This is a genomic window from Hyphomicrobium sp. (assembly GCF_041659645.1).
GTDB lineage: Bacteria > Pseudomonadota > Alphaproteobacteria > Rhizobiales > Hyphomicrobiaceae > Hyphomicrobium_B.
The window spans coordinates 467,331-490,424 of record NZ_JBAZXX010000004.1 but is presented as its reverse complement, the minus strand read 5'-3'; the positions used below and the strand labels follow the sequence as shown (position 1 = coordinate 490,424).

At 59.0% G+C, this 23,094-nt stretch carries 21 protein-coding genes; 12 read left to right on the top strand and 9 right to left on the bottom strand.

Features of this window, described 5'->3' with window-relative positions; genetic code table 11:
• Window positions 1-8 precede the first annotated feature (8 nt).
• The 3 genes from dusA to WC811_RS16735 all read right to left on the bottom strand — a co-directional run bounded on the left by dusA (window position 9) and on the right by WC811_RS16735 (window position 3,968).
• Window positions 9-1,013: a tRNA dihydrouridine(20/20a) synthase DusA gene (gene dusA / locus WC811_RS16745; RefSeq protein WP_372646458.1), complete on the bottom strand. Its 1,005-nt coding sequence runs from the start codon at window positions 1,011-1,013 to the stop codon at window positions 9-11.
• 414 nt (window positions 1,014-1,427) lie between these two features.
• Window positions 1,428-2,990, bottom strand: coding sequence for a putative bifunctional diguanylate cyclase/phosphodiesterase (locus WC811_RS16740; protein WP_372646457.1), 1,563 nt, complete (start codon window positions 2,988-2,990; stop codon window positions 1,428-1,430).
• A gap of 654 nt (window positions 2,991-3,644) precedes the next feature.
• Window positions 3,645-3,968, bottom strand: coding sequence for a hypothetical protein (locus WC811_RS16735; RefSeq protein ID WP_372646456.1), 324 nt, complete (start codon window positions 3,966-3,968; stop codon window positions 3,645-3,647).
• 107 nt (window positions 3,969-4,075) lie between these two features.
• Between WC811_RS16735 and WC811_RS16730 the strand changes: the two genes are divergently transcribed.
• Entirely contained in the window at window positions 4,076-5,038 is a 963-nt protein-coding gene (locus tag WC811_RS16730; RefSeq protein WP_372646455.1) for a LysR family transcriptional regulator, read from the top strand.
• Window positions 5,039-5,108: 70 nt separating this feature from the next.
• On the opposite strand, the gene WC811_RS16725 is transcribed toward WC811_RS16730, so the two are convergent.
• Both WC811_RS16725 and WC811_RS16720 read right to left on the bottom strand, forming a co-directional pair.
• Entirely contained in the window at window positions 5,109-5,777 is a 669-nt protein-coding gene (locus tag WC811_RS16725; protein ID WP_372646454.1) for a response regulator, read from the bottom strand.
• Entirely contained in the window at window positions 5,774-7,174 is a 1,401-nt protein-coding gene (locus tag WC811_RS16720) for a sensor histidine kinase (RefSeq protein ID WP_372646453.1), read from the bottom strand. Before WC811_RS16720 ends, WC811_RS16725 begins: the two co-directional genes overlap by 4 nt.
• Window positions 7,175-7,482: 308 nt before the next feature.
• Here WC811_RS16720 and WC811_RS16715 point away from each other — a divergent pair, with 308 nt between their 5' ends.
• From WC811_RS16715 to WC811_RS16690, 6 genes are all read left to right on the top strand, one after another.
• Window positions 7,483-8,223, top strand: coding sequence for a MotA/TolQ/ExbB proton channel family protein (locus WC811_RS16715; RefSeq protein ID WP_372646742.1), 741 nt, complete (start codon window positions 7,483-7,485; stop codon window positions 8,221-8,223).
• Window positions 8,220-8,873: a hypothetical protein gene (locus WC811_RS16710; RefSeq protein WP_372646452.1), complete on the top strand. Its 654-nt coding sequence runs from the start codon at window positions 8,220-8,222 to the stop codon at window positions 8,871-8,873. Before WC811_RS16715 ends, WC811_RS16710 begins: the two co-directional genes overlap by 4 nt.
• Entirely contained in the window at window positions 8,870-9,466 is a 597-nt protein-coding gene (locus tag WC811_RS16705) for a hypothetical protein (RefSeq protein ID WP_372646451.1), read from the top strand. Before WC811_RS16710 ends, WC811_RS16705 begins: the two co-directional genes overlap by 4 nt.
• Window positions 9,467-9,533: 67 nt before the next feature.
• Window positions 9,534-9,770, top strand: a complete 237-nt coding sequence (locus WC811_RS16700) for a hypothetical protein (protein ID WP_372646450.1) — start codon at window positions 9,534-9,536, stop codon at window positions 9,768-9,770.
• Complete coding sequence (locus WC811_RS16695) at window positions 9,770-11,284, top strand: sodium:solute symporter (protein ID WP_372646449.1); 1,515 nt, start codon at window positions 9,770-9,772, stop codon at window positions 11,282-11,284. Before WC811_RS16700 ends, WC811_RS16695 begins: the two co-directional genes overlap by 1 nt.
• A gap of 179 nt (window positions 11,285-11,463) precedes the next feature.
• Window positions 11,464-12,384, top strand: a complete 921-nt coding sequence (locus WC811_RS16690) for an SHOCT domain-containing protein (RefSeq protein ID WP_372646448.1) — start codon at window positions 11,464-11,466, stop codon at window positions 12,382-12,384.
• Between the two features lie 127 nt (window positions 12,385-12,511).
• Here WC811_RS16690 and WC811_RS16685 read toward each other — a convergent pair whose 3' ends face one another.
• Entirely contained in the window at window positions 12,512-13,150 is a 639-nt protein-coding gene (locus tag WC811_RS16685; RefSeq protein ID WP_372646447.1) for a 3-oxoacid CoA-transferase subunit B, read from the bottom strand.
• 18 nt (window positions 13,151-13,168) lie between these two features.
• A complete protein-coding gene (locus tag WC811_RS16680) occupies window positions 13,169-13,867 on the bottom strand; it encodes a CoA transferase subunit A (protein ID WP_372646446.1) in 699 nt (232 codons plus the stop codon).
• A gap of 592 nt (window positions 13,868-14,459) precedes the next feature.
• On the opposite strand from WC811_RS16680, the gene WC811_RS16675 reads away from it, so the two are divergent.
• The 4 genes from WC811_RS16675 (at window position 14,460) to WC811_RS16660 (ending at window position 19,009) form a co-directional block, all read left to right on the top strand.
• Window positions 14,460-15,611: a hypothetical protein gene (locus WC811_RS16675; RefSeq protein ID WP_372646445.1), complete on the top strand. Its 1,152-nt coding sequence runs from the start codon at window positions 14,460-14,462 to the stop codon at window positions 15,609-15,611.
• 132 nt (window positions 15,612-15,743) lie between these two features.
• Window positions 15,744-17,123: a sensor histidine kinase gene (locus WC811_RS16670; protein ID WP_372646444.1), complete on the top strand. Its 1,380-nt coding sequence runs from the start codon at window positions 15,744-15,746 to the stop codon at window positions 17,121-17,123.
• Window positions 17,120-17,782, top strand: a complete 663-nt coding sequence (locus WC811_RS16665) for a response regulator (protein ID WP_372646443.1) — start codon at window positions 17,120-17,122, stop codon at window positions 17,780-17,782. The genes WC811_RS16670 and WC811_RS16665 overlap by 4 nt, the downstream gene beginning before the upstream one ends.
• Window positions 17,783-18,046: 264 nt before the next feature.
• Window positions 18,047-19,009 (top strand): phenylacetaldoxime dehydratase family protein, encoded by a 963-nt coding sequence (locus tag WC811_RS16660; RefSeq protein WP_372646442.1) that lies wholly within the window; start codon window positions 18,047-18,049, stop codon window positions 19,007-19,009.
• 103 nt (window positions 19,010-19,112) lie between these two features.
• Here the strand turns inward: WC811_RS16660 and WC811_RS16655 are convergent, their stop codons facing one another.
• Window positions 19,113-19,811 (bottom strand): hypothetical protein, encoded by a 699-nt coding sequence (locus WC811_RS16655; RefSeq protein ID WP_372646441.1) that lies wholly within the window; start codon window positions 19,809-19,811, stop codon window positions 19,113-19,115.
• A gap of 320 nt (window positions 19,812-20,131) precedes the next feature.
• On the opposite strand from WC811_RS16655, the gene WC811_RS16650 reads away from it, so the two are divergent.
• Window positions 20,132-20,830 (top strand): SDR family NAD(P)-dependent oxidoreductase, encoded by a 699-nt coding sequence (locus WC811_RS16650; protein ID WP_372646440.1) that lies wholly within the window; start codon window positions 20,132-20,134, stop codon window positions 20,828-20,830.
• A gap of 13 nt (window positions 20,831-20,843) precedes the next feature.
• Here the strand turns inward: WC811_RS16650 and WC811_RS16645 are convergent, their stop codons facing one another.
• Complete coding sequence (locus WC811_RS16645; protein ID WP_372646439.1) at window positions 20,844-22,760, bottom strand: hypothetical protein; 1,917 nt, start codon at window positions 22,758-22,760, stop codon at window positions 20,844-20,846.
• Between the last annotated feature and the right edge of the window lie 334 nt (window positions 22,761-23,094).

Genomic DNA, 23,094 nt, shown 5'->3' with positions numbered 1-23,094 from the left:
CGATGGTCTCAGGCTGCGTCCGGCCGGACTTGCCGGGTGATGCCTTGCTCCGCAAGCGCGATCGCGTCGCTCAAAACGTCGGCTGTTGCGGAGGCTTGGCTGCCGCGCTCGCTCAGGATGCGCCGAAAGACTCGGCCACGCGGCTGGCCATGATAAAGGCCGAGAACATGGCGGGTGATATTCGAGAGGCGGCCCCCTTTCGCAAGGTGGCGGTTTGCATAGGGAAGCATCTGCGACAGCGCCTCGTCACGCGTCGGCGCCGACGTAGGCTCGCCGAAGATCGCGCGGTCGACGTCGGCCAGAATGTACGGATTTTGATAGGCCGCGCGTCCGAGCATCACACCGTCGACATGGTCGAGATGAGTCTGGGCTTCAGCGATGGTCTCGATACCGCCGTTGATGACGATCGTAAGTTCGGGACGCCTCGCCTTCAGGCGGTAGACCCGTTGGTAGTCGAGCGGAGGAACTTCGCGGTTCTCTTTCGGCGAAAGTCCCTTCAGCCACGCCTTGCGGGCATGCACCACAAAGGTTCGGCAACCGGTCTCCGCGACGACGTCGATAAAGCGTTGCAAGTCGGCTTCGGCATCCTGATCGTCGATGCCGATGCGGCACTTGACGGTGACGGGGACCGGTTGGCTTTCGCTCATGGCCTCAACGCATGCGGCCACGAGTTCGGGTTCGGCCATCAAGCACGCGCCGAAGCGCCCTTCCTGGACGCGATCTGACGGGCAGCCGACGTTGAGATTGATTTCGTCGTAACCGAGGTCGGCTCCGATGCGGGCGGCGTTCGCAAGCTTGGCCGGATCCGAGCCGCCGAGTTGTAAGGCAATCGGGTGCTCCTCCCCTGAAAAGCCGAGCAGCCGCTCGCGGTCGCCATGAATGACGGCGTCGGCAGTGACCATTTCGGTATAGAGCAGCGCGCGCTTGGTCAGCCCACGGTGGAAGGCGCGGCAATGCCGGTCGGTCCAATCCATCATGGGGGCCACGCTGAACCTATGACTTAAGTAATTCATATCATTAGGTTATTTTCATTGCAGTCGCCTCAATCCATTATAGGATGCGGATCCAAAAACGATATCGAACAGCTTCTTAACCGCATGCAGCAACAAGCAGCAATACGCTTGATCACACAATTCTATTCTTGGGAAACATATCCGTCGGCGGAGCGCACTTTGGCATTGTACACGAATTGCTCACGTGAGCATTTTCGCCGAAGACGGAATCCTACTGACAAGAGGTTCGTCATTTCCGCCCCGGGGATGGCGGCGCTTCGTTAGCGCTGCGCCTGCTACAAAGTCAGCCATTTGCCGAGAGGGGCAACTCCGAAAAATTGGCCGGTCCCTGATCGGGTCTATCGAGGTCAGGTTAAGGTCGCAAAGCGGACGTGTGATCGGTCGTGCCGCCTCTGATCTCAAAGCGGGAAATGCTTACGCTATCAAAGCCGCCGAATGCGCCCCTCGCTTCGTTCTAATGAGGGCGCGGTGAACATCAACGTTCGGCATCGCCTTGCCATAGAGCCAACCTTGCGCAAAATCACATCCTAACTCTTTCAGAATTTGCGCCTGAAATTCAGTCTCAACACCCTCGGCCAACACGGGAAGCTCAACGGCGTGGACAAGCTTGATGATCGCATCGACCATCAGTCTCGATTTATCACAGCTCACCATCTTTCCCACGTAGCTGCGATCAATCTTAACTTTGTCGAAGGGCAACATCCGAAGATGATGCAGCGATGAATATCCAGTGCCAAAGTCATCTAACGTGAGGGTGACTCCTTGGTCCTTCAGCATCTGGAGATTGACGCGCGCCGTGTCGGCATTTTCCAGGAGCGCATCTTCGGTCATTTCGATATCAAGGCGTCGCGGTGAGAAGCCCGTCTTTGTCAAAACCGCCAATATCTGCATTGGCAGCAGTGGGTCGCAAAGCTGCCGTGGTGTCAAATTGAATGATATGCGTAGTGGTCGCGGCCACCGCACTGCTTCTGAACACGCTTGCTCAAGGAGATGACGGGATAACTTGTCGATGAGGCCCGCCTGCGAGGCTGCTGGTATGAATTCACTTGCCGCGACCGACCCGAGAACCGGACTGTTCGTCCACCGCGCCAGCACTTCGTAGCCGATCACCTCGCCGGTCCCAAGTTCTACAAGGGGCTGATAATTGGGAACTATCTCTCTTCTGGGTATTGCATCCCGAAGCGTCGCCGCAACCAGTGCATACCGGTGGTCGGCGTCCTCCATGCTTGGTTCGAAGAGCTGAATAGAGTGCTGACGCGTCTTGGCTCGATAGAGCGCAATATCGGCTCGGCGCAGAAGCGCGTCGGGCTGGTCGGCATCGTCTGGATATCGGGCAACTCCAACGGAAACTCCAACCTGAACGACTTGCCCCTCAAGCATCTGCGGTTCACTGACAAGACGCATCACGAGACCGGCCACCTGCGTAACACGGTGGGGCGTGTCTAGCGAAAACAACATGGCGAACTCATCGCCGCCCATGCGTGCGAGGAGCGCACCAGGCGGCAAGACACTGCTGAGACGTTGGGTAACCTCTTCTAGCAGTTTGTCTCCTACAAAATGACCGCGGAGATCGTTCACCTGCTTGAAACTGTCGAGGTCGAACAAGAGGCACGCGAAGGGGTATTTGGTCCCTCTACCGACCGCATTGTCCAACGCTTCCATGAATGAGAGCCGGTTCGAGAGGCCCGTTAATGCATCGCGATGAGCAAGCTTATTGTAGCGTTGCTCGGAGCGAGCCGCCTCAGCCCAACGCCGAAGCGCGAAGATCAGTAAGCCGATGGCCGAAAATATGCCCGCCAAGACGACAGAGTCGAGTTCCATATCCGGGTGTGCTGCCACGTACTGAAAGAAGCGCGTGCAGGTCTCTGTTCGTTCTATGAGAACCCACACTACGACGCAGATAATCAGCAGAATGACTGCGTCGTTGATGGCTTCTTTGTTGGCCCGTCGCTCTGATCGAAACCTAGTGAAAGGCATGTCTCCTCTCATTTTATTTTGTGGCTGTGCGACAACGCGGAACGCAGCAACCAAACTGCGACCGCGTGCCTTAATAATCTGTCAACGGAGGTTATTGTTAGAAGCGTTCTCGCCGGGAACGTTTCCGCACGCTTTTCCAATTCATAGGTTTATTATTTATGATGCGGACTAGCCGTACCCATCCATCATAGATGGACGTTCTGGTGTCCCGAGGGACCAAGGCTCCGGATGCGGCTCGGTCGATTGGGGTAACGGATGTCACGTATATTACCGCTGGCGTCGCGAGTGCCCGCCAAAGGAAACTTCTAAGCCCCGCACGCCAACGCGTTTGCTTCGAGCATGTTAGACGTGAGCTTCACGTCTCCGGGCGTCGCGCCGGCTTCGATGCTGGCCGCGAGTGCGGCGGTCGGTCAGCACCGCTCGACGCAACGCAAGGAATGTAGGACGTTTTCTGACTTCAGCGTCGCGCGAAACCTCTGGAGTTTCCAAACACTTTTGTTTTATCGAGAGAATTTCTCAGGCGGTTGGAGCGGGTGATGGGCTCCATCCGCTCCAAGCAACGTGCCAAAGGAGGCACCGGCCCCGCAACTGTCAGCCTTGGAAAAACAAATAGGCCCGGCGCAAATGCCGGGCCCTTTCATTCGAGAGGTGGCCTTAGTTGGTCGCGGCGACGGGAAGAACCGTCAGGTCGTTGTTTTCACGGCTGAGTTCAACGCTCGTCGATCCAGCCTGACCCTTTGCCGTCGAGAGGACGACCGACTGGCCTGGGGCGAGCACCGTCTCAACGCGGATGGGGAGACCCTCTTGTTGAGCGAGTGTCGCGACGACACGGAAGCGGCCGGCTTCCTCGGTGTAGTAGGCAACGCCGTTGACGCCGCCGAGGTCGATCTTGTGGGCGCGCGGCCCACCGGCGTACGCCGAACCGGTCGAAGCCAAGGCGGCGACCGCAGCGACGAAGGCAATTTTTGAAAGGCTCATGACTATTTCCTAACTCTGCTGATTGGACGCCAGAACGCGGATGATCTGGTCTGTTGCTCAGAGAGATGATAGTGAGGGCATAATTAGTCCAATGAATTGGATCGATAATGCCCATCGACCACATCAATTTATCCCGCGTGGACCTCAATCTACTGGTCGCTCTCGACGCGCTGCTCGCGGAGCGCAGCGTAACCAGGGCGGCCGCTCGGATCGGCATCGGTCAATCGGCCATGAGCCACAATCTGGCTCGGCTGCGTGAGCTGTTTGGCGATGAACTCCTGACGCGCGGCCCGGCTGGGATGCAGCCGACCCCGCGCGCTTTGGCGCTCGCCGACCCGGTACGCATCGCGCTGGCGCAAATCGAGACGTTGGTCTCGCCCGAGCAAGCGTTCGATCCGGCGACGGCGGAGCGGGTCTTTCGTATCGGCTTGCCCGACAGCGTCGAGGTCCTGGTGGGTCCGGCGCTGCTTGCCTACGTTTGCGAGCACGCGCCCGGAATTCGCTTTCGCTTCTACGCCGCCGAGGGACAAGGCCTGCTCGATGACCTCGATGCCGATCGACTGGATCTCGGCGTTGGAGTCGGTGCATTCGCCGGCGGCCAGATGCACCACAAGCAGCGATTGCTGAGCACGGATACCTATCTCGTCATGTTCAACGCCGAGAAGGTGCAGGTAGAACCACCGATCTCCCTTAAGGATTACGTGCGACTGCCGCACGTCCTGACGAGCCTGCGCAGTGGCGAGCGCGGCGTGGTGGATGAGGCGCTGGAACGACTTGGCCTTAGCCGCAAGATCGCACTGGTGACGCCGCGCTTCGTCGCCGTTCCGTTTCTCGTTGCTGGCGCGGCGGTCGTTACCACCATGCATGCGAGACTCGCACACTATTTTGCCGAGGAGCTGGGCCTCAGCCTCAGCCCGCCGCCCGTCGAGCTGCCGGAACTCAAGAGTTGGCTGCTGTGGCATGCCTCCTACGACACGGATCCCGCGCACATTTGGCTACGCGATACGATCATTCGCGTTGCTGCCGATGAGCGCAAGACAAAGACAGTCACGGTGCGCAAGGCGCGCTGACAGTCATATTGTTGGCAGTCTGTTCCGGACCAAGACCGAAAGTGTAGTGCGGTGGGCGCGATAAAAAGCGCTACGACGCTTGGGCATCAAATCTCGCGTCGTCGATATTGACGAGACCAGCGCCGACAGCGAGCCAGACGAGATGAGCGTCATTTTGCGCACCGATCTTGCTTTTGATCGCATAGTGGTGATTGCGCACTGTCTTTGGGCTGAGGTTTAAAAGCTCGGCGATCGCCTCGCTGGCCAGCCCCGAAGCGAGCAGGCGGAGAATTTCAGTTTCCCGAGGTCCGAGTTGGTCGATCGCGCGCTCGGGTCCCGCCAAGCGATCCACGGCAATCGCCCGCGATATATCCTCGCTCAGAAAGCGTCCGCCCGCGGCGATTGTCTTCACGGCGCCTACCAGTTCCTTTGGTGAGCTACTCTTTGTGATGTATCCCGAAGCGCCGGCTTCGAACGCCTTGAGCGCGAACGCGGCGCCCTGATGCATCGAGAAGACGAGAATCTTCGCATTCTTATCCCATAGGCGGATATGGCGGACGGCTTCGAGGCCGCTCGCGCCGGGCAGAGCGAGGTCCATCACAACGACGTTCGGATGATGCTCTTTATAGGCGCGATAGGCTTGCTGCGCGTCGTCGGCTTCGGCGCAGACGTGAAATTCCGGCTGGCGTTCGAGCAGGCGATGGTAGCCCTCGCGAACGATCGGATGATCGTCGACCAGCAGGATCTCGATGCCGCTCATGCGAAAGCGTGGCCGAATGCCTGCGCATTTCGCGGTGCCATAACCGGGATAATCGCCGCGACGCGCACACCGTTCGCGGCCTTGCCGATCGACAGGCTGCCGCCCAGAGCGGCGATGCGCTCGCGGATACCAAGAATGCCGTGACCCTGGTCGCCATTGACCCGCGTGGCGTCGCCGCCACCATCGTCCTCGACGGTCAGAGCGATGGTTTCGCTGTCGCTCATCCGGCGCTCTACGCTAAGGCGCACCTCGGTCGGGGTACCGTGCTTGACGGCATTGGTCAGGCACTCCTGAGCGATGCGATAGATATCGATCGCTGCCTGCTTCGGCAAAGCGGCCAGCTTGCCGATCACATTCAACCGAAACACGGCGTCGGAGGCCGGCCGCGTGTTGTGCTCGGAGACGAGCTGGCGGAGACTCGCCTCAAGGCCGATTTCATCGATGTCCTGCGAGCGCAGACGCACGAGGGCACTCCGTAGATTATCCATCATGCGCTTCTGCGCGCGACCGATGGCGCGCGCTTCGTCGGCAAGATCCTCGCGGTCGGGCGGCGCGCCGGCTTCGATGCTGGCAGCGAGGGCGGCGGTCGCCGTCAGGCACTGTCCGAACTCATCATGCAGGTCGCGGGCGAGCGCGCGGCGCTCCTCCTCCTGAACCTGGAACAGTCGCGCCGTCAGCGCCACGCGAGCAGCATTCGTGCGCGCGAGCTCTTCCGAGAGGTTGTTGACAGCCCCGGCGATGAGGTTGAACTCGACAGTCCGGAATCGCGGCAGGCGCCAGCCGAGGTCGCCCTGCTTCAGCTTACGCAAGCCATCGATGATGGTTCGCGCCGGGATGAGGGCATGGCCGATCATCAACGTCGCGAGAACGGCGATGGCAGCCGCCATGGCCATCGCGACGCCGACGACGATCGAGACTTGATGCCACGAAAGCCGCTGCGCCGCGTCCGGCTCGGCGGCCGAGAGGATGAAGCCGGCGTTCCTGTCGCGAAGCGAGAGGTAGCGCTTCACCGGCGCCTCGACGCCGAAAAGGAAATTATTGACCTCTGCGAACCACGCGGGCGCGGCAGTGCCGAGCGCTTCGATCTGACTGCACATCTGCCGCGGATCGTCATTCGGCGGGACGAACGTCACGCAGACGCCGGGAGAAACGACGCTTGCGGTCGCGAGCGTTTCCCAATCAGGCATCGGCAGCAGGGTGTCCTTGCTCATGCCCGCCCGCCACAAGAGCTTTTGCCAGTAGAGGCCTTCGAGTCGCTGGCCGACGCGCTCGGCGGTCGCTGAGGTCACAGCCTCGATCGACCGGTGCGCATCGATCATCACCCAGCCGATTGCGCCGGCAAGACAGAGCGACACGACGGCGAGAAGGCGTCCGACGAGGTGAACGAGCAAGTGCATGGCTAGGCTCCGTGTTGCGGGCTCTCAATTCCGGCGCGGCAAACTTGGCACCGAGAGGCGGGGACTTGGCAAGGGGCTTGGGGCCACGTCGGGCATATTGCCCAACTCAGGGCGTGTTCCGTGCCCTTCGGCAACGCGCAGATCGCGGGCAATGTCCGACCGGGCGGACGTTCGTCCGAGATCCGGGAGCGCGCTTTGATGCGCTGTTTCAGAACATGACGCCGACCGGATCATCATCTGCGCGGAAGGAACCCGCGCTTCAACCCGTGAGAAAGCTCAACCGCGTGGAAGACGTGAAACTCCAAGACATGCGCGATATCGTCCGACGCGGGCCGTTGCTGCACTGGCTGATCTTTACCGGTATCACTGGCTTTGCTGTCGTGCTCCTTTGGCATTATGGCCTTATCCAGAAAATGGTGGTCAGCGACCGGACGCATATTTCGTCTCTGATCGCGCTCCTTTACATCGGTGCGTCGCTGCACTGCCTGTGGCGCACGATCGTCATCTCGCGCGAGGACGATGCGGCCCGGCGTTCGGCGGAGTTCGTCGCCGACGGCCGGCATCTCGAGTTCGATAGTGGCGCTCTAGCGACCGCAGGCGGGCTGCCGGACGGCGTCCTCACGACGCACATTCGCAATCTGGCAACCAAAGCGAAAACGCAGGGCCCCTCGCGTCTTGATCAAACCCTCCTCTTGCGCGGCCTCGCCAGCCAACTGCGCGGATCAAATCACTTCGGGGCATTTGCAAGCGATACGCTGATGAAGCTCGGTCTTCTTGGTACGATCGTGGGCTTCATCATGATGCTCGCACCCATTGCGGGTCTCGATGCGGACAATCGCGGCGCGCTCAAATCTTCGATGACCCTGATGAGCGATGGTATGGCGGTTGCCATGTACACGACGCTGGCGGGGCTCGTCGGCTCGATCCTCATCAAAATACAATACTACATGCTCGATGACGCCACGAGCCGGCTGTTCAATTTTGCTGTCGGCGTCACCGAGGTTCATGTCGTCTCCGCCCTTGAGCGACAATCGGTTGCACGCCGATGATGGACGATTTTGATTTTGGGCCTCGCGACGAACCGTTCGATCCCTTTGGCGTGATGCTGTTCAAGGCGCTGCAGGTCATCGCCTTCCTCTTCTTCATCACCCTGATGATGGTCGCACCGGAGGCGAAGGGCGGAAAAGTCGACAGCAAGGCGGAATTTCTCATCACGATGACGTGGCCCGACGGCCATCCCGACGATATCGATCTCTTCGTTCAGGATCCGCTCGGCCATATCGTCTTTTATCGTCGCCGCGAAGCCGGCTTCATGGTGCTGGACCGCGACGACCGCGGCGGCGCCAACGATTTCATTCTGGTGGGCGACACGAAGGTCGACTCGCCGATCCGACAGGAGATCGTCAGTATTCGGGGGATCGTCGCCGGCGAATACACCGTCAACGTCTATCATTTTACTGCCGTCACCGGGCGCCCCGTGCCGGTATCGGTGAAGGTCGAGAGGCTCAATCCCACGGTGCAGGTCGTGCACTATGACACGATTGAACTCAACGACAGTGGTGAAGAGAAGACCGCGGTCCGCTTCACCATGGATTCGGCCGGCAAGGTCACCGGCGTCAATCGCGAGCAGAAGTCGTTGTTACGCCAGCTCGCCACGTTTAACGGCTCGGTTTGGACCGGCATGGGCATAGATAAATGAGCCTGCAAAGCGAAATTCTCGGGCTTGCGCTCGCTTATGCGACGCTCGGCGCGCTCCTTTTGATAGCGGTTACGCGTGGCAATCTTCCATGGAGGGCCAAGGCAGGAGCAATCGTCGCGACGAGCGCTTTATACGTTGTTGTCTTCTTCAGATTGCAGGGACTGCTTGGATGGTCCGCTTATGAAGCGTTGCCGCCTCGATTTGAGCTTTTGTGGGCGCGTGTTGTCGAAAGCGATATCGTCGATAACGAAGCCGGCGCCATCTATCTATGGGTCGAGACGTTAGACGATTCCAACCGGCCGAGCCTCGTACCGCGCGCTTATGTGCTGCCCTATTCGGCGGAACTCGCAAAAAAAGTCAAAGTGGCAAAAAACGAGCTCATGCTTGGCCATCACATTGAGGCTAAGCCGAAGGACTTCGGCTCCGGCGGTGGACAGAATAATCCTGGAGGCGCGCCGGCTCGAACAGGTGGCGGTATCGGTGGAGATCCATCGGGCGGATTTCTCGATACAACGTTTCTCGGTGGCGGTGCGCCTTCCATCAATTTTGCGCCTTTGCCCCCTCCGATCCTGCCGCCGAAGGATGAACCCTGACGTCGGAGATGTGCCGAGTTCGGCTTTTAGAAAAATAAGAAACTCAGAAAACATGGAGCTTCCCTCAATGTCCGACCAGGGTATGGCCGATCCCGGCAGACACGCGTCATGGATCATCACGTGGTTTATTCTCGACGCAGTCGTGGCTCTCGCCCCGCCCCTCTATTGGGCTGTTGATGGTGACCGAACCTCGGTCCTCGGGCTTCCAATCGCTGCGCTCTACTTTGTCTCCGTCGCGATCTTCATCACCTGCAGCATCGTCGCCGCGTATCTCACTGAAGCCGATAGAGCGGATGCCGGCTGATGCTCATAACGTTTGGCGCAATCGCCTTCTTCTTCGCAATTATCATCGTCATTCTGCAGTTCAGCGGCATCAGGGACCGCGGCTTCACCGAGTACGCTGTGGGGGGCCGCTCCTTCGACGCTCGCTATCAGGCCATGTCGTTTCTCAACACGTGGTACCCCGGAGCAATGTTCACGGCCTTCGGCGGAATGGCCGCTAGCGCCGGCGTGATCTCGTTCTACGTTCTCTCTTACAGCCTGCTCACCGTCGTCCTGATGTACCTGATGGCTCGGCCCGTCTGGATTTGGGGGAAGACGTTCAACCTGCGCACGCAGCCCGATCTTCTGGCACTGCGTTTTGGCTCACGGCATATCCGGACCATTGCAGCTGTAGTCGGGATCATCTCGGGTATCCCGTGGCTCGTTCTCGGCATGCAAGCACTCGGAACGCTGTTTCAACATATGTCGCTCGGCACGTTGTCGTTTGCGCACTCCGTCATGCTTGGAGTAGCCATCATCGCGTTACGGCAAGTGTGGACGATGCGCATGGGCATGCGAGGCGTCGTCATTTCCGATATGGCTCAAGGAATCGTCGCTTACATTGTTGGTAGCGCGACGCTGATTGGCCTCATCCTATGGATGGTGTTTGTTCGTGGCATCACGTTCGACACGCTTGATCAGAAAATGTTCTCGATCCCCAGTATCGGCTCGAAGGAGGGTCCGCTTTACGTCTTCAGTTTGATCTTGACCGGCGCGATCGGAGGCTGGTGCTGGCCTTACATCTTCGTTCGCCTTTTCACCGCGGATGGAGTTCAAAGCCTGAAGAAATCCGCAGCTCTTGCAGTACCATTGTCGCTCATCTTCGGCGTGGCGCTCTTGGTCTTTGGAATGCTCGGATCGCAGATGCCGGGCGTTTCGGCTCATCCCAACGACGTTTGGTTTATCGTCAGCGAGCAAGCTGGGGGGCTTTGGCTCTTGGGACTGGCAGGCGTAATCGTGCTCGCCGCCTCGATGGGACACACCGACGGCAACATCCAAGCAACCGGCGCCCAGATCGCGAACGATCTCATCGGTAACTACTGGCACCTTGACGAGCGCCAGCTGATTGTCATCGCCAAGCTCGGGATGCTGGCATTGACAATCTTGTCTTCGTGGCTCGCTTGCCTCGAGCTGCCGGCACTTTTCTCGCTCGCTATCCTCGCTTATCAAGGCATCATCCAACTTGCCGTGCCGCAATTCCTCGGCATCTTTTGGAAGCGCGGGAACACGTATGGCGCCATCGCCGGGATGGTTGTCGGATTTATAATTGCCGTCGTTCTCGAGCTTGAATATCCGGGCTTCCTGCCGTGGGCTTATGGGCTGACGTCCGGTACTGTGGGCCTCCTCGCCAATCTCGTGATCTACGTCAGTATGGCTTACCTGCTTCCTCAGTCTCGCGAGGAGGAGCAGCGGGTGAAGGAATTATTTGGATTGGTGAAAGAGGGGCGGCCTCTGACGGCACCTCTTTCCCAACGTGTCCAACAATCAGGATGCTGAACCAGCGAAGCCCGTACTTTGGTCCAGTCATCGCCCTTTGGCATGCTCAAAATAGCGTCACGTTGCGTCGTGAAGCAGCCGCATTGGTTTCCGTGCTGTCACCGGTGTCGAGGGTGTGATAGCCCGTGGGTAAAGCTGGCGAAGCCACAAGTATTCCATGTCTATTTAAAAGGTAAGTTATGGAACAATTGACCGACGAAGGCCGACGGATCGTAGATGACGTGGCGCGCCGCCATGGGTTTTCGAGCGACGCTGTTACTACCATGCTCATCGCGGTGTCGGCTGGGTATGGCAACCAAGCCCAGTTCAATCATCCGGAGTTCGGCGGCATGGGCCAGTGGTCATCCGGAGGGATGATCATGATCGGCGACATGTTCAACAACTACCTCAAGGGCCGCATTGCGTCACTGTGCCAGGAATTGTCTGGTTTGATCCAGGGGCAGCCGCTCTTCGCCATGCCCGCTCAAAGCCAGAACCAGTCCCAGGGCGGTGGCTATCAACAGCAAGGCAACGGCGGCGTCACCGGCTCAAGCTTCTTCGTGCCCAACGCGCAATCGGGAAACTGGTGGCCAACTGATCTGGGCGTCCCGGGGTCGACCGGTGCACAAAACAATCTGAGGTATGCCTACTTTCCCGCAACACGCAGGCTCGCAATCGACGTTGGCGGCCAAGTATCGGTCTACGATACGGGCAATCATCAGATCGGTGGTTTCTCCCAACAGCAGAGCGGCGATCAGTCGATTACCTTCACAAGTCAGTTTGGGCTCGTGCGAGTGCTTGACTTGCCCCTCATCACCTCCGCCTATCCGACGAACGGGGCCGCTTCTCCGACCCAATCCTATGCGAGCATTCGCGAGCCCGCACTTGTCGCCCCAATGGCGCCGATCATCGCGCCAGAACCAGCACCAGCTGTTTCGCCACTGGTTCGCGACGCGGTAGCTCCTCTGTCGTCGGTGGGCCGCGATGCGGGAGCGGTAGCCGCGGGGGCACCCGACGAGATCTTTTCGCTCATTGAAAAACTCGCCGATCTGCACAAAAAAGGCATCCTGACAGATAGCGAGTATGAGTCAAAAAAGGGCGAGCTGCTGGGCCGTCTATAACCCGATTTGCGAGCGTCGCTCTGCGAAGACCCTGCGTTGTCCGAAGGGCAATGAGCGCGACCGGCGGGTCGTCATATCCCGCCGAGCCCGCCGATCGATAAAGGTCAGGCTAAATCATTGCAGCCGATCACTGCACGGTAACTCCGGTGGACGCCACAACGTCATCGCGCGTCACGCCAGGAGCCAGCTCAACGAGTTTCAGGCCGCCAGGACCGACTTCCATCACGGCAAGGTCGGTAATGACCAGATTGACGACCCCGACTCCGGTTAACGGCAACGTGCATTGCGGCAGGATCTTCAATTCGGTCGTGCCGTCCTTCTTTTTCGCTGTGTGTTCCATGACAACGACGACGCGGTCCACGCCGGCCACTAAGTCCATGGCTCCGCCCATGCCTTTGACCATCTTGCCGGGGATCATCCAGTTCGCGAGGTCCCCCTTCTCGGAGACCTGCATCGCCCCCAAAATTGCGAGATCGATGTGGCCGCCCCGGATCATTCCGAAACTATCGGCTGATGAGAAGAAGCTTGATCCAGGCTGTGTGGTGATCGTCTGCTTCCCCGCATTGATGAGGTCCGCATCGACTTCGGCGTCGGTCGGGAACGGGCCGATGCCAAGCAACCCATTCTCGGATTGCAACATCACGCTCATCCCGTCCGGAATGAAATTCGCGACGAGTGTCGGCAGCCCGATGCCGAGATTGACGTAGAAGCCGTCGCGCAGTTCTTTGGCTGCGCGCTCTGCCATTTGATCACGTGTCCAGGCCATTGCTTATAGATCTCCGGGTCAAGCCTTGCGAATGGTGCGCTGCTCGATGCGCTTCTCGGGGGTGGCATTGAGGATGATGCGCGACACGAAGATGCTGGGCGTGTGCACGTGGTCGGGATCGATCTCACCGACTTCCACGAGATGCTCGACCTCGGCGATGGTGATCTTGCCGGCCGTCGCCACCATGGGGTTAAAATTGCGCGCGGTTTTGCGGTAGACGAGATTGCCCGATTTGTCGCCTTTCCAGGCCTTCACAAGCGCGACGTCCGCGGTGATGGCGCGCTCAAGGATGTAGGACTCACCGTCGAATTCCGCGACGGGCTTGCCCTCCGCCACCAGTGTTCCATAGCCGGTCTTGGTATAGAAGGCGGGTATGCCGGCGCCGCCGGCGCGCAGACGCTCCGCCAGCGTGCCTTGGGGCGTAAATTCGAGTTCCAACTCGCCGGCGAGAAACTGGCGCTCGAACTCCTTGTTCTCGCCGACATAGGACGAGATCATTTTTTTGATTTGCCGCGTCTCCAGCAGTTGGCCGAGACCAAAGCCATCGACACCAGCGTTATTGGAGACTGCGGTTAGGCCCTTAACGCCTGAATCCCGGAGGGCCGCAATCAGCGCCTCGGGAATACCGCACAGGCCAAAGCCTCCAACCGCGATCGTTTGACCGTCTTTGACTAGGCCATCGAGTGCCGTCGCCGCGTCCGAGAAAACTTTATTCATGAGCACCCTTGATCTGCATCGTCCTGAATTCCCGACCTGGGCTATTGAGCGTGCCGCGGGCTTGGGCTTGAGGAAGACGAACCGGTCACGAGTGCGGTCTTGCCTACGAGCGACATGGAGATGGCCCCCGACCTTTTAGACTTCCGCAGTAAGATCATGCCTGCGCATCGTCCGACTAATATGCTTCCTGAACATCTGCAATAAAACGGACTCAAGAAAGTTAGATCACTTCATATTGCACTGCGAGCGGATTCGCACAGGTCCGGCACGTTGATAGTGAGGCTCTCGGCTTCCGGGATCGGGTCAGATGCAAGCCCTTCCCCACACGAGCGGCGGATCGGCATTGCACAACGAGGCAGCAAATTGCCGCTTAATTAGCAAGTTGTCGTTGTTTTCAAAAAGACTTTCCGCTTGTGTGCGCATTTCTTGCGGCGCAAACTCAGTCCCCGTCGCGCAGCAAGATTGATGCGCGATGGGTTGGTTTCCTGGCTGGGTTGCACGCCGTGCCCTCGCCTAATGAACGAGACGGGGCTTCCCGTAAGCTTTGCTTGAGACCCCCAGCTAGATGACTGCTCGTCCCTTGGAGGATGCCATGAACGTGCATGCTGCGGTCGATTTTAAAGGGCCTGGTCTTACGCGCCCCAACGGCGATCCAGTCCGCCTGAACAATCAGAGTTTCGTGGCGATTGATCGCTATCGGGATGCGGTCTACGAGGCGACCTATCGCCCGCAGGCTCTCTATAACCGCGCGAACGAAGGCTTCCATGCAAACAACGAAGCCTTCCTTTTCCATGAGGTCGCGACAAATCTCCCGATTTACCGCGAAGATACCGGCCCCACCGATTTCCACCTCCACCTTCCACCGGGCGGTTTCCAGCTCGTGGTGGTCACGTCGGGCATGTTCACGTTCAACTACGATGGCCGGCTGTATTACGTCGGCCCCGGCGCGGTGATGTTGCAAAGCGCGATCGTGCATCGTCAGCTCTTTTATACTTGGTCAGGAATGTCGACCGAAGAGAACCTGAAGACGCCGCAGACAGTGGTGCCGGACGCGATTTCGATGGGCTACTCGGGAAAGTTTCTTGAAGCCTTCATTACCGATCCTACGACCTTTCCCAATCCGACCATTGTGGCTCCCGATCACATCGACGAAGCCGAAACGCCACGCATCGCCTGGACCCACGAGTTGCATGATCGCCCGGCGGACGCGGGCTTCTGGCTTCAGGATCCATTGGAATTGGATGCGCTGTTCAAACCTCTCGTAGCGGGCTCATCCGATAGCGTCATTAAATCGGACACGCCTGTTTACGTGCGAGACATCGGAATCGAGATTCCGAGTGGTCATCTTGTAACCGGCCACATCATAGCCACCGACCCTCGTGACCACTCGCTCTTGCCAAAGAGCACCTCGGCAACAGCGGACGCCGCATCTCTTGCGAAAGGCGAGGTCGTTATTTATCGCGTCATTCGCGGCACAGCCGAATTCAAAGACAGTGCGGGCAAGATTATCGAGCTTTCGACAGGCGATGTGGTGACGGTGAGCAAGAACACAATACATCTCGACGGCATGGGGGAAAATACGCAGGTCCTCCGGCTCGGGCTCCTGAAGGGCATGGAAAATCTTCGCAGCTGGACGCCGACGCAACGAGACGAGATCGACGGTCTGGCTGGTCAAATCATCTCGGGGAAGGACGTTCGTCCGATGCAAGCCGAGGGCAAGCCTGTCGGTTATCTGTACGAGTAAGCGACCGCTTCGAAAGCCAGCCTAACTAGCGAAGGGAGTGCTCGACCGGGCATTTTGCCCGCTGATCGTTGGCACCCCTTCATTTCCGGACAGGTAGGATGCACACTCCCCCGAAAAAGACGGGAGGAAACCATGCGCCTTCTTACGCTGCTGATCATTCGGCTCATGTCGGTCGTGCTGTTGTGCCTTACCGCTGCTATTTGCTGTCTGGTGTGGGACGCTCATCGCTCAATAGAGGCGGACGTGGCTTCGACCGCAACGCGGGTCGATCAACGCCTGCAGGCCCTCTATTGGCAGCGTCTGATGTGGCGCAATGGGATGCAGCGCGGCTCGCTTGTCCCGCTCCCCGACTGGGATACTGTCGAGACACAGAGCATAATTTCTCCTGGCGTCTGCGTGACCTTTGGTTTGACGAATTCCGATCGCCGCAAGCTGTGCAGTCAGGTCGAGGCATTAGGCCCACCCGCACCTGCTTGGTTCGCGATGGCTTACCTGCCGCTCTTCGGATCATACGAGCCTGTCGAACAGAACCTCTCAATCCACGACCAAAGTGCAGGCGTTATCGTGACAAACGCCGACCCCGACGCAGCGCTTCGACGCGCATGGCGCGAAATTTCGACCGTCGTTGACGTCGCGATCATGTTAGCCGCAGGCATCGCCGTTCTCGCGGCGCTGATGATTGGACATGCTTTGCAGCCTGCGCGAGCCATCGTCGGCGCGCTCAAGAAACTTGAGGGAGGGCAACTCGGCCTGCATCTCGGAAAGTTCAAAAGCACTGAGTTCAATCACATTGCAAATGCCGTAAACGGCCTCGCGGCGACGCTTCGGCAGACGAACTCCGAGCGCATGGCGCTCACGGCCCGGCTGTTCCAGGTTCAAGAAGAAGAACGAAGGTCGATCGCCCGCGATCTTCACGATGAATTCGGCCAAGCCCTTAGCGCCACGACTGCCCTTGCGACGGTCATCGAGACCAGTGCGATGCCGGACAGGCCTGACATAGCGCAGGACGCCAGAGCAATCGCGAAAATGCAAGAACACATGATGGGGGCATTGCGGACCACATTGGTTCGCTTGCGATCGCAGAGTATCGAGGAGGTCGGGCTGGAGGCCAGCCTCCGGCAACTCATCACCGATTTCAACGCCCAGTCCAAGACCGGCACCGTTTTCCGCCTGCAAATGGCGGGACGGCTAGCAGAGTTGCAAAAGCGCGTCGCCGTGGATCTCTATCGCATCGTTCAGGAATGCCTGACGAACGCGAGCAAGCACGGTCGCCCCACCGAAGTCAGCGTTCGCATCGAACATCGATCCACGCGAGACCCGCATATTGCGCTGACGATTGAAGACGACGGCGGCGGCGACATCAGCCGCGTCCACACATCCACGGGCCACGGCATCCTTGGGATTCGCGAAAGACTTGCGGGGCTCGGCGGCTCTCTCGCGATTGGGAACGCGCCACGCGGAGTTCGCATTTTTGCGATGGTGCCGCTCGGACCCGAGGGCGTTTTCGCATGAGCCGCATCTCCATATTGCTGGTCGACGATCATCCTATCGTGCGGGAAGGATACCGGCGGCTTCTGGAAATGCGGCCGCGGTTCTCCGTCTGCGCGGAAGCCGAGGACGTCGTACAGGCCTACGCGGCGTACAAAACGCATCGCCCCGACGTCGTCATCATGGACTTGACGCTGCTGGGCGCGAGCGGGATCGAAGCGGTCCGCAGAATTCGCGATTTCGACAAGGATGCAAAAATCCTTGTCTTCACGATGCACCTCGGCTCGGCTTTCGCCTTGAAGGCTTTCGAGGCCGGCGCCAGAGGTTACATAACCAAGAGTAGTCCGCCTGGAGAGCTTATTCGAGCCGTTGAAATTGTTGCCGACGGCGGCAGGGCCATGAGCGAAGACATCTCGCGGGCTCTTGCCGCCGACCGCTTGAGTGGCGGCCGTCCCGCGATCGATGAATTATCGCCGCGCGAAATGGAGGTTTTGAGACTCGTTGCGACCGGCCTTAGCAGCGAGGCCATCGCCGGTCTTCTCAACCTCAGTCTCAAGACGGTGCGGAATATCCACTATGCGGTCAAGGCGAAGATCGGTGCTGACAACGACGCGCATCTTGTGTGGCTAGCATTGGCGGCCGGACTTATTCCCGCCGACCAGCTCGTATCGAGCGGAGCCTGACGCGGGCATTTTGCCCGGTGAATGCGGGCACCGTGCTCTATCGTTCCAGGGCACTTCAAAACAATTTCCATCTGGGTCGTCGAGAAGGTGCGCGGCGCGCGCGTGCGCACTTGTATTTCCCTCGGGTGATCCGCGCCAGTTATTGCAAACAAAAAAAGCCGGGAGGACGACCTCATGCCCTTGGACTCTTCGATCCCAAGTCATCTGAGATGCCCACGTACGCGAACGCGACGCGTCAGCGATAAATGGAACCCGGCGGTCCCGATGTATTCGGCGCGGGGCGAGGAGACGATCGAGAATCTTGTCATGGCGTACTTTGGCGTTCAGTCCAAAGGCGACGACATGAAAGGGCGCGCCTGCGCGGCGTTTCAAAACATCCTGCAAAGCTTCAAAGCGGCCGATGGCCCGGCACGCCACGATCTCGTCCAGTTCGTCGATGGCCAGGGCTACCTGAATTTGATCGCTGTCGGCTATTGGGTGGATCCGAACGAATATGAAAGGTGGAGAGACAGCCCCGCTATTTCGAGCTGGTGGGCGTCGCAAGACCGTCTCAATGAGGGCGTCGGCTACTTCCGCGAGATCCTCCGCCCGCGTATGGAGCAGTTCGAGACGATCTTCACGCATGAACACGGACCGCTCGAAGGCATCAGTATTTTGATGGGTGGCATGAGCGAACCCATTATCGAGCACGGCTATTGGGGATCGATGCGCGATCGCCTGCCGCTGTCGCAGACCGATACTTTGGATCCGTCAGGAAGCCTTACAGTCAAGGAAGGAACGCCGGCTCTCGGCGGTCGCGTCGTCGTGGCGGGCCATCAGAACTTGGCGCTCATCCGCTCCGGTGAGGACTGGAGTTTGACGGAAGGTGAGGAACGCCGGACGTGGTTCGAAGAGATCGAGCCGGTGCTCCACGACGGCATGAACTATCTGCGCGACGACGGCCTCGAATCTGGCTGCTATTGTAACCGCTATCTCCATCATATGGACGAGAACGGTAACCTTTTGGAGAAGGGCTTTGGATACAGCCTCTGGCGTTCCATCACCAATCTCGAGCAGTGGGCGGAATCGCACCACACCCATCTACAGATTTTCGTGACGTTCAATCGTCTCGCCAAGAAGTTCAAGAACCTTACTCTCTATCACGAAGTCTCGGTCTTCGATGCGGCCGCCCAATATTTCGAGTATATCAACTGTCACCCGAAGACCGGTGTTATGCGCGCCGTGTAGGAAGCCATTATCGTTATATCGACTGCGGCGCCACCCTCGCGGGAGGCGCCGTTGGACTTTGCGTTCGGCTGGAGACAGAGACCGGAGCGATTGGCGAGACCGGTTACGGCTGCGCGCTGCTGCCGCCTTTCGCCGAGCGGCCCGATGTCGAATAGAGCGGGAGAGTTCCAGTCTGGAAGGCGCGGGCATCGTAGTTCCGCAGTTCCATGTTGAATTCCACTTCGGCGGGGCCATGGCGGAAGATCTTATCGATGGGGCCAAATTCGTTCACGTCGGCCTCGTCCAACACGAGACGAAAGCCGTACGTACCGGGTTCGCGAATGATCTGATCCGGCTTTTGCGCCGGCCCGTTCGTGTAAAAGAGAACCGTCTCCGTTTTGCTCGACTTGCCCGCCAGTGGAATGGGAGCAAATGGATCAAAGCCGTTGGCACGGGCTTTATCCATCGTCCACCGGCCGAGGTCGGCGGCGTAAAAGCGTTTGACTTCGCCTGTCTTCGGGTTCGTCACCTCGAGGTCCATCGAAAGGGCAGTACCGGTGCGGCCGCCATCATTCAGGAGCGTCACGGGAACCTCGACCACTTCGAAGTTGGTGTTGTTATAGGGCGCAGTGAATTGGATGACGGGCGGCACGAAGACCTTGAGATCCGGCGCCTTGAGCGAACTATCCCAAAGACTGTAGCCAGAGAACGCGAGAGCCAGCACGGAAATCACGGCTGAAAACGAACCACGACGGTGACCCGAGTATCCCCTCGCTTCGTTCTCCGCGCCCTCGCCCCCAAGCTCGTGTTGAGCTTTCGTCATTTCGGCTACTCCCACCCCTGATGCGGGCGGCAGGCAACCAGCATGACTGGCCAACGTCAAGACGCGGCATGGAAACCCTGCGCGTTCGCGATGCGGTGTGCTCAAAGCGAGACGGGCGAGAGCCCTTTCAGCTATTCTTTATGGGGTTGCGCATCGATATTCTCCGCTGGATGAAAAGCCGGTTGGATGCTTTCCGTCATCACTCCGTTGACATATCCGCACTCGCCTTCGCTCCGCAAAAGCTTCAAATTTCGCCCGCATAGAATCGCCGGGACCTTAGGCGAGAAACATGCAATTGGCGCCATTAAAAGGAACGACCGATGTCTCATACGAAACCGACAGCCTTGATTGTCGGCGCGTCACGCGGCTTGGGGCTTGCCCTCGCGGAGGAAGATCTCAATCGCGGCTGGAGCATCGTCGGGACGGTGCGTGGCAAGACGCACACACGACTTCACGATCTCAAAAATAAATACGAACATGCGCTCGAAATCGAAACGGTCGACATCGTTAAGCCGGATGAGGTCAGCGCTCTGCGCGACCGACTTAAGGGGCGCACGTTCGACCTCCTGTTTGTCAATGCTGGCGTCGCCAACAATCCCGATGAGACAATCGGCAACGTCACGACCGAAGAATTCATCCGATTGATGGTCACCAATACGCTAAGCCCAATGCGCGTGATCGAAGGACTCGGCGATCTCGTGTCGGACGAAGGTACGATTGGCGTCATGTCCTCGGGCCTCGGCAGCGTCGCCAACAACGAGGATGGCGGATGGGAGATCTATCGTGGCAGCAAGGCGGCGCTCAACACGTTGATGTGCAGTTATGCGGCACGGCACCGGAACGACCAGCGCTCGCTTATCATCATCGCTCCCGGCTGGGTCCGCACCGACATGGGCGGTCCGCGTGCGTCTCTCAGCATTGAGGAAAGCATACCGCGTGTCGTCGATACGATTACGGGGCAGGCTGGGAAACGGGGGCTGCGCTTTCTCGACTACCGGGGACTGACGGTTCCCTGGTAGGATCGACTTCGAACTAGGGCGACGCCTTCACCGTCGAGCCGACGACAGCGGCGACAGCCTTGGAGTCTTGCGGAGTTGGCTCGCGGTCACCCGGTTCTTCCGTCGTACCCGGCCCAGTCTCTATTGCATCGAGCCATTCTGCCGTGTGTGTGAAATCCGGGTCGGCGCGAAACCGTTCGCTCGGAACGAAACCTTCGGACCTGCTGATGGCTTGCGCGATCAACTTGCGAAATTCCGGAACGTCGAAATACGACGCGTGAACGAGTTCCTTCCATGTGAAGTACGTGCTGATTGCGGTATCAGCCGTATGGGGGGGCACCGCAAACCGGATTTGACCGATGGCGTGGCGAAACTTGGCGATGGTCAAGCTTGCCGCGGCATTGCTGTAGTTCGTGATGAGATCGGCGACCGGAGCCGGAAGGCGCGGCAGGGATTTCTCCACCCACATCGGGCGATCCAACGCGCCGATTGCGATCTCTCCGTCGGTGTCGTTGCCGTAAGCGGCGCGCTTAACCTCGGCGTTGGTGATACTGTTCAGCGCCTTGCTGGCGATGGCACTGACGAGTGTCGCAATGCCCTGAATCAGCACCATCAGAACGAGGGCAACGACGCCAAGGATTGCGGGGACGATGATTGCGGGGACGAACAGCGACCAGAACCAACGCTTGCTTCGATCTTGAAGATCTGCGGCGCCAAATGCCCAGGACAATTCGTCGGTGGCGACGTGGAGCAGCAGGCCGCTATTGACGGCGAGATCCCGTCCCGCTCCGCACAACACTCCACCGTCGCAAGCCTGACCGTCCCTCTGAAAGAAGCGCCGCTTGAAGCGTATGCCGCGCTCGATCGCATCGAGGTTCGGATATTTATCTTCGAGCTCGCTGCGCTTCTGGCGATATTGCTGCCAGGCGGCCTTTCGGTCTGGAGGGGACGGTACAGTGGCTCCGCTTTCGCTTGTCACCGCTTCGCCCTCACCTTTGCGCGCCGACATCAGCTGACTGCGCAGGTCGTTCAACGCTGCTTCCGCTTCGGCTGACGCATTGGCATCGTAGATTTCCGTTTTCAACCAATCCGCGATGCTCACCATTGTCGTCGGTGACAGAAGGACCGCGAAATAGATGATCGGTAACGCGATCACCGAAAGGAGCGTAATCGACGAAACAGCGAAGGATTTGTCGAAGAAATCGAGCCGCGCATCGGGAAGCAACGAAAGACCTTGGATTGCTTCGTCATCGGGATGGGACAGCGGCAACCAGCGCGGCCCGAAATTGGCTAAGGCGCGCTTCGTGGTTCGCCTGTGATAGCCCAACATGCTGCGGCCATCGAGCCAGCGCAGCACAATGTAGAATATGAGTGCGGGCAGGCTGGCGAGGAGGCCCGTGAAGACCCACACGCGCGGGAACGTGCTTCCAAAGAGCGTCCTCTCCCCGCCGATCTGCGTCTCGATGATATAAACGACGAACATCATCAACAGCATCATCGAGGCGACGAAGATCACCTTTCGCATGAGGCTTAGCCGCGTCAGAAGCCAAAGCTCTTTCCTGAGCTTCAGGAAAGGCGTGCCGACGGTGATCCAGCGCTTCAAGTTTGCAAGCGGGCGGCGACGGGCGGCATTGGTCAACAGGGCGTCAGACAGGATGGAGCCACCGTGGCTGTGTCCGATGACGCAGTATGGCTCGCTCTTGGCTTCGAGTTCACGCATCACTTTTGTCAGCCGATCGCCCGCGTCGCGACGCTCGACTTCGCTGTTATCGCCTGCCCAGGGAAACGGAACGAAATTCAGTTCGCCGTCGCGGGCTTCGACGAACTGACGCATATCGCTTTCGAACGTGCTGCCCTTCTCCCACCATTGCAGCTCGGGCATCGCGCCGCTATTTGGATCAGCGGCCGTCGGCGCGGCGAATGTTCCGTGCACGGTGATGATGGTCGCCAACGCCGCCTCCCCTTAACGTCGCTCCGGCTGGCCGCTCGATATTGGGGGGCAGACCGGGCACTAGACCACGCATGCTGCCCCAGCGATGGGGGTCTTTTGCGGGCCGGCGGCGGATGATGGCGCATCCGATCAAAAGTACCATTGCAGCAATGCGATTTCGCGTGCGAAAGCTGGTTCGTGTTGCCACGAATCCCCTTTGGCTCGCGACAGATTGGCTCGAGCGCCGCCCGCGGCATTGTCCGGAGTCGGCAATAGGATGTTTGGATGAGTCCGCGCGGATGCGAACTCCGGGTTTTGTTCTCGCGGCCAGGACGATTTTCGGACGCTCACGATC

Excerpts from the sequence above, each read along its gene's own strand:
- dusA (WP_372646458.1), bottom strand. The coding sequence starts at position 1,013 with ATGAATTACTTAAGTCATAGGTTCAGCGTGGCCCCCATGATGGATTGG.
- WC811_RS16740 (WP_372646457.1), bottom strand. The coding sequence starts at position 2,990 with ATGCCTTTCACTAGGTTTCGATCAGAGCGACGGGCCAACAAAGAAGCC.
- WC811_RS16735 (WP_372646456.1), bottom strand. The coding sequence starts at position 3,968 with ATGAGCCTTTCAAAAATTGCCTTCGTCGCTGCGGTCGCCGCCTTGGCT.
- WC811_RS16730 (WP_372646455.1), top strand. The coding sequence starts at position 4,076 with ATGCCCATCGACCACATCAATTTATCCCGCGTGGACCTCAATCTACTG.
- WC811_RS16725 (WP_372646454.1), bottom strand. The coding sequence starts at position 5,777 with ATGAGCGGCATCGAGATCCTGCTGGTCGACGATCATCCGATCGTTCGC.
- WC811_RS16720 (WP_372646453.1), bottom strand. The coding sequence starts at position 7,174 with ATGCACTTGCTCGTTCACCTCGTCGGACGCCTTCTCGCCGTCGTGTCG.
- WC811_RS16715 (WP_372646742.1), top strand. The coding sequence starts at position 7,483 with ATGCGCGATATCGTCCGACGCGGGCCGTTGCTGCACTGGCTGATCTTT.
- WC811_RS16710 (WP_372646452.1), top strand. The coding sequence starts at position 8,220 with ATGATGGACGATTTTGATTTTGGGCCTCGCGACGAACCGTTCGATCCC.
- WC811_RS16705 (WP_372646451.1), top strand. The coding sequence starts at position 8,870 with ATGAGCCTGCAAAGCGAAATTCTCGGGCTTGCGCTCGCTTATGCGACG.
- WC811_RS16700 (WP_372646450.1), top strand. The coding sequence starts at position 9,534 with ATGTCCGACCAGGGTATGGCCGATCCCGGCAGACACGCGTCATGGATC.
- WC811_RS16695 (WP_372646449.1), top strand. The coding sequence starts at position 9,770 with ATGCTCATAACGTTTGGCGCAATCGCCTTCTTCTTCGCAATTATCATC.
- WC811_RS16690 (WP_372646448.1), top strand. The coding sequence starts at position 11,464 with ATGGAACAATTGACCGACGAAGGCCGACGGATCGTAGATGACGTGGCG.
- WC811_RS16685 (WP_372646447.1), bottom strand. The coding sequence starts at position 13,150 with ATGGCCTGGACACGTGATCAAATGGCAGAGCGCGCAGCCAAAGAACTG.
- WC811_RS16680 (WP_372646446.1), bottom strand. The coding sequence starts at position 13,867 with ATGAATAAAGTTTTCTCGGACGCGGCGACGGCACTCGATGGCCTAGTC.
- WC811_RS16675 (WP_372646445.1), top strand. The coding sequence starts at position 14,460 with ATGAACGTGCATGCTGCGGTCGATTTTAAAGGGCCTGGTCTTACGCGC.
- WC811_RS16670 (WP_372646444.1), top strand. The coding sequence starts at position 15,744 with ATGCGCCTTCTTACGCTGCTGATCATTCGGCTCATGTCGGTCGTGCTG.
- WC811_RS16665 (WP_372646443.1), top strand. The coding sequence starts at position 17,120 with ATGAGCCGCATCTCCATATTGCTGGTCGACGATCATCCTATCGTGCGG.
- WC811_RS16660 (WP_372646442.1), top strand. The coding sequence starts at position 18,047 with ATGTATTCGGCGCGGGGCGAGGAGACGATCGAGAATCTTGTCATGGCG.
- WC811_RS16655 (WP_372646441.1), bottom strand. The coding sequence starts at position 19,811 with ATGACGAAAGCTCAACACGAGCTTGGGGGCGAGGGCGCGGAGAACGAA.
- WC811_RS16650 (WP_372646440.1), top strand. The coding sequence starts at position 20,132 with ATGTCTCATACGAAACCGACAGCCTTGATTGTCGGCGCGTCACGCGGC.